This window comes from Pseudomonas sp. H9 (assembly GCF_004353925.1).
In the GTDB taxonomy this organism is placed as follows: domain Bacteria; phylum Pseudomonadota; class Gammaproteobacteria; order Pseudomonadales; family Pseudomonadaceae; genus Aquipseudomonas.
In genome coordinates this window covers 39,843-52,279 of sequence record NZ_SMOK01000047.1, presented here as the reverse complement: position 1 = coordinate 52,279, position 12,437 = coordinate 39,843, and the positions used below count along the sequence as shown (strand labels likewise).

The window sequence follows — 12,437 nt, the reverse complement described above, 5'->3', positions numbered from 1 at the left end:
CAGACGGTGTAAAGTTATCTTTGGTCGTGCTAGCTTTATGTCACTTATTTTTCGCGTGGGTAAAACGCCTGTCAGAACATAGAGTTGGCGCCACGTTTTAAAGGGGTTTAAACCCTTTATTTTTCAGCATTTTTTACAGAGGCACAGGATTACATGGAAATCGGTCTGCGCGAGTGGCTGATCGTCATCGGCATTATTGTCATTGCCGGTATTCTTTTCGACGGCTGGCGTCGTATGCGCGGTGGCAAGGGCAAGCTGAAGTTCCGCCTGGATCGCAGCTTCTCCAATGCCCCGGACGACGACAGCAGCCCCGAACTGATCGGTCCGTCGCGGGTATTGGATACCCACAAAGAGCCCGAGCTGGACGAGCACGACCTGCCGTCGCTGAGTGCCGCGCGTGAGCGTGACAGCAGTAGCAGCAAGCCCAAAGCTGGCAAGCGCAAGCGGGGTAATGAGCCGCAGCAAGGCGACTTGAACCTGGCGGCCGAGCCACGTGAGCGTGAGCCTGATCTGTTTGCTAGCGTTGAAGAAGACTTCCCCGATGAAACCCGTGCCAATGGCAACGCCTTCAACGGTGCCGAGAGCCGTGACCTGCCGCCGGTAGAAGAAGTCCTGGTGATCAGCGTGATTTCCCGTGACGAAGGCGGCTTCAAAGGCCCGGCCCTGCTGCAGAACATCCTTGAGAGCGGCCTGCGTTTCGGTGAGATGGATATTTTCCACCGCCACGAAAGCATGGCCGGTAATGGCGAAGTGCTGTTCTCGATGGCCAACGCCGTCAAACCGGGCGTGTTCGATCTGGACGACATCGACCACTTCAGCACCCGTGCCGTGAGCTTCTTCCTTGGCTTGCCAGGGCCGCGTCATCCGAAGCAGGCCTTTGATGTCATGGTGGCTGCTGCGCGCAAGCTTGCCCATGAACTCAATGGCGAGCTCAAAGATGACCAGCGCAGCGTCATGACTGCACAAACCATTGAACACTACCGTCAGCGCATCGTTGAGTTCGAGCGCCGCGCGCTGACTCAGAAGCGCTAACCGCATCGCGGGCTGTGGGAGCGGGCTTGCCCCGCGATGATTCCCTCAACGCCGACCCGAACACGCAAGAGCAGCCCCGGCTGCTCTTTTGCTTTGCAAGAGAATCCGCAAATGACCGCCGAATCCCGAATCCTTGAACTGCGCGCCGAACTCGATCAGCACAACTATCGCTACTACGTGCTCGATGAGCCCAGCGTGCCGGACGCCGAATACGACCGCCTGTTCAACGAGCTCAAGGCCCTGGAAGCCGAGCATCCCGAGCTGGTGACGGCAGACTCGCCGACCCAGCGCGTGGGCGGCGCTGCCTTGTCGGCCTTCAGCCAGGTGCGTCATGAAGTGCCGATGCTGAGCCTGGGCAACGCCTTCGAAGAAAACGACCTGCGTGAATTCGATCGGCGCGTGGTTGAAGGCCTGGACCTGCCAGCCGGCGACCTGTTCGGTGATGGCGCGTCGGTGGATTACAGCTGCGAGCCCAAACTCGATGGTCTGGCAGTCAGCCTGTTGTACCGTGACGGGCAACTGGTACAAGGCGCCACCCGCGGTGACGGCACCACGGGCGAAGACATCAGCGTCAACGTGCGCACCGTGCGCAACATCCCGCTCAAGCTGCAGGGCGAGGGCTGGCCTGCAGTGCTTGAAGTGCGCGGTGAGGTGTACATGTCCAAGGCTGGCTTCGAGCGCCTGAACCAGGCGCAGATCGAGGCGGGCGGCAAAACCTTCGCCAACCCGCGCAACGCGGCAGCCGGCAGCTTGCGTCAACTGGACTCGAAAATCACCGCCAGCCGCCCGTTGGAGTTCTGCTGCTATGGCCTCGGTCAGGTGTCGGCGCCTCTGGCGGACACCCACATCGGTACTCTGGAGCAACTCAAGGCCTGGGGCCTGCCGATCAGCCGCGAACTGCGCCACGCTGCCGGTGTGGCTGAATGTCTGGAGTACTACCGTGATATTGGCGCACGGCGTAACGACCTGCCTTACGAGATCGATGGCGTGGTGTTCAAGGTCAACAGCCTGGCCTCTCAGCGCGAGCTGGGCTTTCGCGCGCGTGAACCGCGCTGGGCCATTGCCCACAAGTTTCCGGCCATGGAAGAACTCACCGAAGTACTGGACGTTGAGTTCCAGGTCGGGCGTACCGGTGCGGTGACCCCGGTAGCGCGCCTGAAGCCTGTGAAGGTGGCGGGGGTGACTGTATCCAATGCCACCCTGCACAACATGGACGAAGTGGCGCGTCTGGGGCTGATGATTGGTGATACGGTGATCATCCGTCGTGCGGGCGATGTGATTCCGCAGGTCATGCAAGTGGTCAGCGAGCGTCGGCCTGCCGACGCCCGGCCGGTGCATATTCCCACCGAGTGCCCGGTGTGTGGCTCGCACGTCGAGCGCACGCAGTTGATCAAGCGCAGCAAAGGCAAGGAAACCGTCAGCGAGGGCGCGGTGTACCGCTGCGTCGGTCGTCTGGCCTGTGCTGCCCAGCTCAAGCAGGCGATCATTCACTACGTCTCGCGTCGGGCAATGGACATCGAAGGGTTGGGCGAAAAAAGCGTCGAGCAACTGGTCGATGAGGGGCTGATTCGCTCTCCGGCCGACTTGTACCAGCTGACCTTCGAGCAGGTCGTGGACCTCGAAGGTTTTGCCGAACTGTCGAGCAAAAACCTGTTGGCGGCCATTGCTGCCAGCAAGCAGCCGGGCCTTGCGCGATTTATCTATGCCCTGGGTATTCCTGATGTGGGCGAAGAGACCGCCAAGGTGCTGGCGCGCTCGCTGGGCTCATTGCAGCGCGTTATGGAGGCTTTGCCACAAGTGCTCACCTACTTGCCGGACATCGGCCTGGAAGTGGCGCACGAGATTCACAGCTTCTTCGAAGACGATCACAACCGCTCGGTGATTGCCCAGCTTCTGGAACATGGCTTGCAGCTTCAGGACGAAGGTGAGCTGGGCGCCGAATTCGCTGCCAGCACCACCCTGGCCGGGCTGATCGCCAAGCTGGACATTCCTTCCGTGGGGCCGACCGGTGCTGAAAAACTGGTGGCCAAGCTCGACAGCCTGGAAAAGATCATCGCCGCCGATGGTATCGACCTGCGCCAGGCGCTGGCGGCCAAGCAGGCCGATGCGGTGCGCAGTTACTTTCAGGTGCCGGAAAACGCGGCGCTGGCGCAGGCCATCGAAGCGCAATTGCGCGCCTTCGGCATGCACTGGACCAGCGAAAAGAAAGTCGCTGCCGGCCTACCGCTGGCGGGTCAGACCTGGGTGCTGACTGGCTCTTTGGAACGCATGAGCCGCGATGTGGCCAAAGACAAACTGGAAAGCCTGGGGGCCAAGGTTGCCGGTTCCGTGTCCGCCAAGACCTATTGCGTGGTGGCAGGGCCGGGCGCCGGATCGAAGCTGGCCAAGGCCAACGAGCTGGGCCTCAAGGTGCTCGATGAAGATACCTTTGTGAGTTTTCTCGGCGAGCAGGGCATCAGCGTCTAATCCAACAACGCGCAGCGGTAGACATGGTCTAGTCTAGGCAAGCAGCCAGGAGGGAGCGCCATGTATCGCTTTTTCGAGCAACTGGGCGCCAGGATTGCGGCGTCCTTTGTCAGTCGAACACAACGCCCGGACCGCGTTTGGCAATGCCGCTGCGGTCAGTCGGTGTTTTTCCGCAACAGCCAGTGCCTGGCCTGTCAGGCGGCGCTGGGTTACTGGCCGCAGGGTAATCAGGTGGCCAGCCTGTCGCCTGGGGCTGCTGAAGGTCTGTGGTTGCTCGATGGTGAGCCAGAGCTGGGCGCCTTGCGTCGGTGCGCCAATCTCGATACCCCGGCAGCCTGCAACTGGCTGCTGGCGGCTGACGCTCCCCATGGCCTGTGCCTGGCCTGCCGCTTGAACCGGACCATCCCCGATCTGTCAATTGCGCAAAACCTGCCACGCTGGCGCAAGCTGGAAACCGCCAAGCGGCGTTTGACCGCTCAGTTACTGCACCTGGGGCTTGCCGTCGAACCGAAAAGCGAAGCACACCCACAAGGCCTGGCTTTCGACTTCATCGGCGTAGACCTCGCCGGCAACGCACCGATCACCGGCCACGCCAACGGTTTGATCACCCTCGATGTGCGTGAAGCCGACGATGACTGGCGCGAACGCGTGCGTGTGCAATTGCACGAGCCGTACCGAACCCTGCTCGGCCACCTGCGCCATGAAGTTGGGCATTACTATTGGGATCAACTGATCGCCGAGTCGACATGGCTGGGCGCGTTTCGCGCACTGTTCGGCGACGAACGCCAAAGCTACGCCGAGGCGCTGGAGCGTCACTACCAGCAGGGTGCCCCCAGTGATTGGGCGCAGCGCCACGTCAGTGCCTACGCCACCATGCACCCTTGGGAAGACTGGGCCGAAAGCTGGGCACACTACCTGCACATGACCGACGCCCTGGACACCGCCCTGGCCCTGGGCATGAACGCCAGCAGCCTTGACCTGGACTATCCACCGTTCCAGCGCCAGGACCTCTACCAACCTGACGACCCGCAAGGCGAGCGCTTCCTGGCATTCGTCAACGCCTGGGTCGAACTGTCGGCCATGCTCAACGAACTGTCGCGCAGCATGGGCCAGGCGGATTTCTACCCCTTCGTTCTCAGCCAACCAGTGGTCGCCAAGCTGCACTTCATCCACCTGTGCATCACCCAGCCGCCACCGCCAGCACCTGAAGAAACCGCGTAGGGCAGCGCCAAGTCATTGAGTGTTGATGGTTTTTTTTGAAATAGAGGTTGTATCTTCACTTGATGCCGGTACAATGGCGCGGCTCATCGCCAGATGAGTTGCGTTATGGTGACCCCATCGGTCCCCCCGCATTGATTACCCGTTAACCTGGTCAGGCCCGGAAGGGAGCAGCCATAGCGGGAACATCGAGTGCCGGGGTGTGGCTGGTGGGGTCGCCACCCAATTTCAAGTCCTTGGATCCTCAAGGCGTTCTCAGTCAAAAATCTCGAAGCGTGGCAGCGTATAGGTTCACCTAAGTGGTGCGCTGAGTTCTGCGTGTTGAATTCTCTGCCTACTTCAAGCTAATCCTGTGTGGCCTAATGTCTTAAAGTAACTAAACCCTGGCAGACAAAGTCTTTGAGCCAGAGTTTAGTCAGGCGCGATATCAGGGCGAACTTCAGTTCATCAACGAAACCTGCTTGGCTTCGATTTTCAGGTCGCTCAAGCGCTTAAGGATAGTTGTGATGTTCGCCCGTGCCGACCCTTCATTGGCCAGACGCAGGCGTTTGATGCCAATCACCGAGTCACCCAGGCCAGCCGTGTAAGGCGCACGGATAATTTCCCGGAAGATGACTTGGTTGGTGGTGGTCTCAGTCAAGGTGTATTCAACTTCGCTGGTGACTTCGAAGTTCAGGCCGAAAATCGGTTGATCGACACGCAGCAGGTTGGCACGCAGTGCATAAGGGGCCGATGTGCTGCCGAGCAATTTGGCGTTGGCAAGCGATTGCTCCAGCGCTGCGCGGAAATCCGGGCCGTCGATTTCCGATGTCCACAGTGGGTTGGTTTTGTCTCCGCCATTTACTTCAGAAAGCTGGACGTTGTTTTGCAGTTTGGCGTCGTAGGTGTTTGCGGTCGCTTGGTCAGTGGTGACTGACATGCCGGAAATTTGAGCCGGCGAAGCACAACCTGTAGCAAGTGCAATGATTGCTGAAGCGAAAAGCAGGCGAAGGTAAGTCACTCGATCAGTCCTTTTGAGGGTGAGGTGCCAAAGGGCGATCGGATGGTAGCACTGTGCCATTCATGCAGCCAGAAGCTGCTCCTGCATGTTGCCGTCCTGCCAGGGGCGTCAGAAGTTGGCATACTTCAACCCCAGGCCCCGAGAGATAACCCACGTGGACGAAATAGACGACCTGACCAAAGAAAAGCTGCGCGAATGGCAGATCCGTCGTTTGGACATCAAAGACCAGATGCAGTCGCATCCGGAAAAGACCCTGGAGCTGTCGCGGGTGCTCGACCTGATGGATGATGAGCATGCGCAAATTCTGGCGGCGGCGGTGAGGGTTGCGGCTAAAGCAGAGGAGCCTGAGGTCGTGACGGCTGAACATTGGCAGCCGCCAATGGCCGCTCGGTTTGCTCTGCAGCTTCAGGTGGCCGCGAACAGCTCGGAAGACTTGCGCAAGCTGCTGGAAATGGCCGTTTATGAGTTGCAAGGGCTGATCGACGCACAAGATGGCGAAGCCCGCACGTGCCCGGGCGGGATGTCTGGCACATTGGGCAGTTATCATTTTGAGCTCGGCGTTAGCGACAAGCCGGCGCCCCAGGCTCCCTCAATTGAATGAAGTGTATGGCCAGGGCCGAACCTGTTTACCCTGGCTGTGAGGTTGTATGCATCCGGAACATGTTGATTTATCCAGCCCGCTGTTTTTGCCAATCACCGATCAAACCTGTGCTGGTTTGTTGGAGGCGGACGGCGTTCAGGCGCTGAGTGGCCTGTCTGACCCCGAGCTGGCTGCGGTGCTGGTTGTCCAGAACCTGGCGCAAGCAGCAGAGCAAGACCTGAACGCCGATGCGCTCGAGAAAATTCTCGCTCGGCTGATTGCCTGGGCGGTTGAGGGGCGGCATTCGGCAGCAGTGGGGCTACTGTCGGAAGCGCAGCGGCTGTTCGACCCGCGCAAGTTGTACTTCGGCCTCAACGCACTGAAAAGTCTGAACGTACGCTTTCTGCTGGCCGATGAAGTGGCGGCACGTGACTACCTGTTGCCGGGTGGCCAGTGGGATGTGGGTTACCGGGTTCGCCATCATCAGCGCAACAACCCGTTCAGTCAGCAGATGGTCACGCCCCGGCACCGTGAGCGCTGGTTGAGCGCCGCGCAAGACAAACTGGTCAGAACCTTTCGCGCCAATCTGGACGAAGACCTGCATGTGCAGGGCTATGCGGGCATTGGCAAGAGCCACCTGCTAGGCACGTTGCTGGAGTGCCTGTCGCCGGAGAAAACGCTGGTGCTGGCGCGCACGCCGGAAAAACTGGTGGCCCTGCGTCAGCGTATGGGGCGTGCGGGCCACGACAACGTCGGGCGCACCTTCATGGCCTTTGCACGGGCGCTGATGCAAGTCGGGCGACCCCAAGCTGCAGGCGCCCAGGCCCGGCAGCCGAGCAAGCAGGCAGTGGCGCAGACGCTGAATATTCTTGGCTTTCGCGGCCATGAGGAGGCTGCGACGCTTGATGTCTGTCTTGAGGTGATCGAGTGCTATTGCCGCTCCCGTGATCACAGCCTGTCGGCCAAGCATCTGCCGCATTTCAAGCAGGCACTGAGCGCTGTGGATACCAAGGTGCTGCTGGAGTATTCGAGCCGCCTGTGGACGTACCTTGAGGCCAATCCGTCCTGGGGCAGTCGCACCGGGTTTGAAGCGTTGCTGATGATCAAACGCGCCAGCCTGGCAGGTTGTGTGGTGCCTGGCCGCTATACCCATGTGCTGATCGATGAGAGCCAGGACATTCCAGCCTCCCTGCTGCAGATCATCGAACGCGGTCGCCAGGTGTTGATTACCCTTGGCGACGAGTATCAGCAAGCCAGTGGCGAGCGGGTCAAGCGTTCACGGCTGGTACGCCAGAGCGATGTCAGCTATTCCGTTCGCTCGGGCCGTAATGTCGAGCGCCTGGTCAATCCACTGATCGACCAGCACACCGAGAAGGGTAAGGTGCCCTTCGAGGGTGCGCGTGATGCCGACGTTGTTATCGAACATTATCCACAGGGCTTTGTGCCGCCCGAGGGCTGCGTAGTACTCACCGCATCGCACTGGGACACGATCAAATGGATGATCGAACTGCACGATGCCAATTGCCCGTTCAGCTTCCCGGATAAAGCGCTACAGGCGGATCTTGAGCGCTTCATGACCACCGCGATCGCCTTGTTCAATCCCCGTCTCTACAGTGTCGAGCACAGCGCAGAAGGGCCGCATGCGTATTTCAGCGAGATGGCCGATTGGCAACAGGTGCGCGATGCCAACCGCTTCGATGAGGCGTTCCTCTGGGTCGAGCACGTGTTGGAGAAAGGCTTCAAAGTGGCCGACCTGACCCACCTGAACCGCATGCTTGGCGCCCCCGGTAAAAGCTGCTTGTTGATGAGGGCGCAGACAGCAGGTGGGATGGAGTTCGACCGGGTGCTGCTGACGCCCGAGCTGCTGACCAATGTGATGTTCAAGGATGCCTACGCCTTCGACGAGCGGATTTGTGCGGTGTACATCGCACTGTCACGTGCCCGGCAACAGCTCTACCTGCCTTACGATGTGGTCGATTGGATCGAATTCCACAAGCAGCAGAAATTCCGCGAGTCGCACGGCTACTGATCACGTCAGGGGTTGTGCCCCATCAGCGGCGCGGTGGCCGGTTGGGTGTAGCGGGCAAAGGCTCGCTCGATTTCCCCACTCTGCTTCATGCGTGCCAGCGTGCGCAGGATCGCCTGCGTCGGAACTGCCGGGTCGTTGCGCACCATGCAGCCCAGCGCCTGCTCTTCAAGCATAACCAGAGGGTGAAGGCGTTGCTCGGGCGGCAACTGGCTGTTGAACCAGTCCAGGCTCCACTGGCTGCTGACCGCGTAGAGGTTGCGCCTGGCTTGTAGCTTTTGCAGCACTTGCAGTTGGTTGCGGGCGTCGTCGCGGTCAAAGTAACCGCTGTCGAACTGCGGCTGCAGGGCCGGGTAGTAAAAACCCAGCACTGTGCCGATGGTCTGACGGGGCAGGCTGGCCAGATTGACAGGCGTGCTTGGTTTCTCGTGAGCTACCAACCAGTCGCGCTGTTGGAACAACGGCGGGCTCCAGGTGTACTGGTTCGACGGGTCGTTGGCCCAGGTGGGTATCACGAAGCAGCGTACATCGATGGTGCCGCGCTCCATGGCTGACTGCAGGCGCAAGCGTGGCAGGACGTGAAAATCTGCGCGCATCCCCAGCTGGCTGGCCAGGCTGTTCATCAGGTCGGGCAGGGCGCCTTCGACCGGGTAGTTGTTCTCGAACTGCGCCAGCGGCATGGCCCAGCTATCCAGAAGGGCAACGCGTAACAAGGGTGGTTGCTTGGCGGGCAGGTAGCCCACGTACAGCATCAATAGACTCAACAACCAACGCATCGACTTCTCCCTGTGCAGCATTCGCATCCTGGCGAGCGAAGCTTACAGGGTTGGACGGTATAGCGGATGCAATTTCGGGCCTGCTCCGCTAGGATTAGCGGTCTTTGGTCTATCTATTTGACGGTTTTCGATGAGTTATCAGGTTCTTGCACGTAAATGGCGTCCGCGCTCGTTCCGCGAAATGGTCGGCCAGACCCATGTGCTCAAGGCATTGATCAACGCCCTGGATAACCAGCGTTTGCATCACGCCTACCTGTTCACCGGCACCCGCGGTGTGGGCAAGACCACCATCGCGCGGATCATCGCCAAATGCCTGAACTGCGAAACCGGTATCACCTCGACGCCATGTGGCACCTGCTCGGTGTGCCGGGAAATCGATGAAGGCCGGTTTGTCGACCTGATCGAGATCGACGCCGCCAGCCGCACCAAAGTCGAAGACACCCGTGAGCTGCTCGACAACGTGCAGTACGCGCCGAGCCGTGGGCGCTTCAAGGTCTACCTGATCGACGAAGTGCACATGCTCTCCAGTCACTCCTTCAACGCCTTGCTCAAGACGCTGGAAGAGCCGCCGCCCTACGTCAAGTTCATCCTGGCGACCACCGACCCGCAGAAGTTGCCTGCCACCATTCTGTCGCGCTGCCTGCAGTTCTCCCTGAAGAACATGACCCCCGAGCGGGTGGTCGAGCACTTGAGCCATGTGCTGGGTGCCGAGAACGTGCCGTTTGAAGACGATGCATTGTGGCTGCTGGGCCGTGCCGCCGATGGTTCGATGCGCGATGCCATGAGCCTTACCGACCAGGCCATTGCCTTTGGTGAGGGCAAGGTCCTGGCCGCTGACGTGCGTGCCATGCTCGGTACGCTTGATCATGGCCAGGTTTACGGCGTGCTGCAGGCGCTGCTCGAAGGCGACGCCCGTGCCCTGCTTGAGGCGGTGCGCCACTTGGCCGAACAAGGGCCGGACTGGAGCGGCGTGCTCGCAGAAATGCTCAACGTGCTGCACCGCGTGGCAATTGCTCAGGCCCTGCCTGAAGCCGTGGACAATGGCCAGGGCGATCGTGAGCGGGTGCTGGCGCTGGCTCAGGCGTTGCCTGCCGAAGACGTGCAGTTCTACTACCAGATGGGCTTGATCGGTCGCCGCGACCTGCCATTGGCACCCGATCCGCGTGGCGGCTTCGAAATGGTCTTGCTGCGCATGCTGGCGTTCCGTCCGGCCGATACCGATGACGCACCGACGCCGGTACTAAAGTCGGTGGGGATCAGCCAGGCCACAGCTGATTCGGCGAGAGCGGTGGCAGCAGCGAATGTCGCTGCGCCAGCCGTGGCGGCTGCGCCGAAGGTCGAGCCCGTAGCTGTTGTGCCTGCACCCGAGCCTAAGCCCGAGCCCGTTGCTGAGCCTGAACCAGCGGCGGTCGAGGTAGCGGTGGAGGTCAAGGCAGAGGAGCCGGTGGTTGATCTGCCGTGGAATGACCCGGTCCCAGCGCCTGCTGAGCCGGCGCCCGAACCCGAACCTGAACCCGTCGCGGTGGCAGCGCAACCAGCTCCGGCGCCGGTTCAAGCGGTGCAACCAGAAGCGCCGCCCTACGATGACTCGATCGGTTACAGCCCGGCGGGCATGGAGCGCGACGACGAGCCGCCGCTGGACGAAGATTACTACGAGCCGGAAATGGATCCGGCCAGCTACAGTTATCTGGACGAACTGGCAATCGAGCATGTGCACGAGGATGCACCGGTGCTGGCGCCGGAGCCTTTGCCGGCAGCCAAGCCGGCTACCGGGCTGGCTTTGCAATGGCTGGAATTATTCCCGCAGTTGCCGATCTCCGGGATGACCGGCAGTATCGCCGCCAACTGTACGCTGATCGCCGCTGACGGCGATGACTGGCTGCTGCACCTGGACCCGGCCCACAGTGCCCTGTTCAATGCCACCCAGCAGCGACGTTTGAACGATGCGTTGAACCAGCACTTCGGTCGCACGCTCAAATTGTCCATTGAATTGATCCGCCCGGAGCAGGAAACCCCGGCTCAGGCGGCAGCCCGCAAGCGTGCTGAGCGCCAGGGCGAAGCGGAAGCGTCGATTGAGGCAGATCCGCTCATCCAGCAGATGATCAAGCAGTTTGGCGCCATGGTTCGACACGATACCATTGAGCCTGTAGATGCCCCGGTAGCCCAGGGCGAATAAACACAAAGCGGCCAGGGCCCGGCCCTCGCCGCACCCCGTAAGTCTAAATTTGAGGTGATCCCCATGATGAAAGGTGGCATGGCCGGCCTGATGAAGCAGGCCCAGCAGATGCAGGAAAAAATGGCCAAGATGCAGGAAGAGCTGGCCAACGCCGAAGTGACCGGCCAATCCGGCGCCGGTCTGGTGAGCGTGGTGATGACCGGTCGTCACGACGTCAAGCGCATCAGCCTGGATGACAGCCTGATGCAGGAAGACAAAGAAGTACTGGAAGACCTGATCGCTGCCGCCGTCAACGATGCCGTGCGCAAGGTTGAGCAGAGCAGCCAGGAGAAAATGGGCGGTATGACCGCTGGCATGCAACTGCCACCAGGTTTCAAGATGCCGTTCTAAGTCATCTGTTGTAGTACCTGCGATGGGAGCGCGGCTGTGTGGTCGTTGCTCCCATCGTCGTTTTTCCCGCTTATTTGAAATTTCAGGCTAATGACCATGAGCTTCAGCCCACTGATCCGCCAACTGATCGATGCCTTGCGCACCTTGCCCGGCGTTGGCCAGAAAACCGCCCAGCGCATGGCCCTGCAACTGCTTGAGCGCGACCGTAGTGGCGGTACTCGCCTGGCGCAGGCGCTGAGCCAGGCCATGGAAGGTGTTGGCCATTGCCGCCAGTGCCGAACCCTGACCGAGCAGGAGCTGTGCCCACAGTGCGCCGATCCGCGCCGTGATGACACGCTGCTGTGCGTGGTCGAAGGGCCGATGGACGTCTATGCCGTGGAGCAGACCGGCTATCGTGGTCGTTACTTCGTGCTCAAGGGGCATTTGTCGCCGCTCGATGGCCTGGGGCCTGAGGCAATTGGTATTCCGCAATTGATGGCGCGAATTGAAGAGCAGGGGACCTTTGCCGAGGTGATCCTGGCGACCAACCCGACGGTGGAAGGTGAAGCGACGGCCCATTACATTGCGCAGTTACTGGCTGACAAAGGCCTGGTGGCTTCGCGCATTGCCCATGGTGTGCCGCTGGGGGGCGAGCTGGAACTGGTGGACGGCGGGACGCTGGCGCATTCGTTTGCCGGACGTAAGCCGATTTCGTTGTAATTCGCGGGGCAAGCCCGCTTGTGTCTTGAGGAAGGAACAGAATCTGGAGTGAGAACGGTGAATGGCAAGTTGAT

The 12,437-nt window shown here is 60.6% G+C and carries 10 protein-coding genes and 1 other RNA gene; 9 read left to right on the top strand and 2 right to left on the bottom strand.

What is annotated here, in order from left to right:
* The first annotated feature begins 153 nt into the window (after positions 1–153).
* The 4 genes from zipA (at position 154) to ffs (ending at position 4,931) form a co-directional block, all read left to right on the top strand.
* Entirely contained in the window at positions 154–1,032 is an 879-nt protein-coding gene (gene zipA / locus E1573_RS25020; protein WP_133217224.1) for a cell division protein ZipA, read from the top strand.
* Between the two features lie 111 nt (positions 1,033–1,143).
* On the top strand, positions 1,144–3,498 hold the full coding sequence (gene ligA / locus E1573_RS25015) for an NAD-dependent DNA ligase LigA (protein ID WP_133217223.1): 2,355 nt from the start codon (positions 1,144–1,146) through the stop codon (positions 3,496–3,498).
* 60 nt (positions 3,499–3,558) lie between these two features.
* A complete protein-coding gene (locus E1573_RS25010) occupies positions 3,559–4,719 on the top strand; it encodes a putative zinc-binding metallopeptidase (protein ID WP_133217222.1) in 1,161 nt (386 codons plus the stop codon).
* A gap of 115 nt (positions 4,720–4,834) precedes the next feature.
* An RNA gene (ffs, locus tag E1573_RS25005) (signal recognition particle sRNA small type) lies at positions 4,835–4,931 on the top strand.
* A 224-nt stretch (positions 4,932–5,155) separates the two neighbouring features.
* Here the strand turns inward: ffs and E1573_RS25000 are convergent.
* The gene (locus tag E1573_RS25000; RefSeq protein WP_133217221.1) at positions 5,156–5,635 is read right to left on the bottom strand and encodes a hypothetical protein; all 480 of its coding nucleotides are present in this window, start codon (positions 5,633–5,635) and stop codon (positions 5,156–5,158) included.
* A 235-nt stretch (positions 5,636–5,870) separates the two neighbouring features.
* On the opposite strand from E1573_RS25000, the gene E1573_RS24995 reads away from it, so the two are divergent.
* Positions 5,871–6,317 (top strand): hypothetical protein, encoded by a 447-nt coding sequence (locus tag E1573_RS24995; RefSeq protein ID WP_133217220.1) that lies wholly within the window; start codon positions 5,871–5,873, stop codon positions 6,315–6,317.
* Between the two features lie 46 nt (positions 6,318–6,363).
* On the top strand, positions 6,364–8,325 hold the full coding sequence (locus E1573_RS24990) for a hypothetical protein (protein WP_133217219.1): 1,962 nt from the start codon (positions 6,364–6,366) through the stop codon (positions 8,323–8,325).
* Between the two features lie 5 nt (positions 8,326–8,330).
* Here E1573_RS24990 and E1573_RS24985 read toward each other — a convergent pair whose 3' ends face one another.
* Positions 8,331–9,098 carry an ABC transporter substrate-binding protein gene (locus tag E1573_RS24985; protein ID WP_133217218.1) on the bottom strand — a complete coding sequence of 256 codons (768 nt, stop codon included), beginning with the start codon at positions 9,096–9,098 and terminating at the stop codon, positions 8,331–8,333.
* A 130-nt stretch (positions 9,099–9,228) separates the two neighbouring features.
* Here E1573_RS24985 and dnaX point away from each other — a divergent pair, with 130 nt between their 5' ends.
* The 3 genes from dnaX to recR all read left to right on the top strand — a co-directional run bounded on the left by dnaX (position 9,229) and on the right by recR (position 12,363).
* Positions 9,229–11,274, top strand: coding sequence for a DNA polymerase III subunit gamma/tau (gene dnaX / locus E1573_RS24980; RefSeq protein ID WP_133217217.1), 2,046 nt, complete (start codon positions 9,229–9,231; stop codon positions 11,272–11,274).
* A 63-nt stretch (positions 11,275–11,337) separates the two neighbouring features.
* Entirely contained in the window at positions 11,338–11,664 is a 327-nt protein-coding gene (locus tag E1573_RS24975; RefSeq protein ID WP_075802553.1) for a YbaB/EbfC family nucleoid-associated protein, read from the top strand.
* 96 nt (positions 11,665–11,760) lie between these two features.
* A complete protein-coding gene (recR, locus tag E1573_RS24970; protein WP_133217216.1) occupies positions 11,761–12,363 on the top strand; it encodes a recombination mediator RecR in 603 nt (200 codons plus the stop codon).
* Positions 12,364–12,437: the final 74 nt, after the last annotated feature.

What these genes read in the sequence shown, in the direction of transcription:
- E1573_RS24990 (WP_133217219.1), top strand. Translation starts at nt 6,364, where the DNA reads ATGCATCCGGAACATGTTGATTTATCCAGCCCGCTGTTTTTGCCAATC.
- E1573_RS25000 (WP_133217221.1), bottom strand. Translation starts at nt 5,635, where the DNA reads ATGTCAGTCACCACTGACCAAGCGACCGCAAACACCTACGACGCCAAA.
- dnaX (WP_133217217.1), top strand. Translation starts at nt 9,229, where the DNA reads ATGAGTTATCAGGTTCTTGCACGTAAATGGCGTCCGCGCTCGTTCCGC.
- E1573_RS25010 (WP_133217222.1), top strand. Translation starts at nt 3,559, where the DNA reads ATGTATCGCTTTTTCGAGCAACTGGGCGCCAGGATTGCGGCGTCCTTT.
- E1573_RS24975 (WP_075802553.1), top strand. Translation starts at nt 11,338, where the DNA reads ATGATGAAAGGTGGCATGGCCGGCCTGATGAAGCAGGCCCAGCAGATG.
- recR (WP_133217216.1), top strand. Translation starts at nt 11,761, where the DNA reads ATGAGCTTCAGCCCACTGATCCGCCAACTGATCGATGCCTTGCGCACC.
- zipA (WP_133217224.1), top strand. Translation starts at nt 154, where the DNA reads ATGGAAATCGGTCTGCGCGAGTGGCTGATCGTCATCGGCATTATTGTC.
- E1573_RS24985 (WP_133217218.1), bottom strand. Translation starts at nt 9,098, where the DNA reads ATGCGTTGGTTGTTGAGTCTATTGATGCTGTACGTGGGCTACCTGCCC.
- ligA (WP_133217223.1), top strand. Translation starts at nt 1,144, where the DNA reads ATGACCGCCGAATCCCGAATCCTTGAACTGCGCGCCGAACTCGATCAG.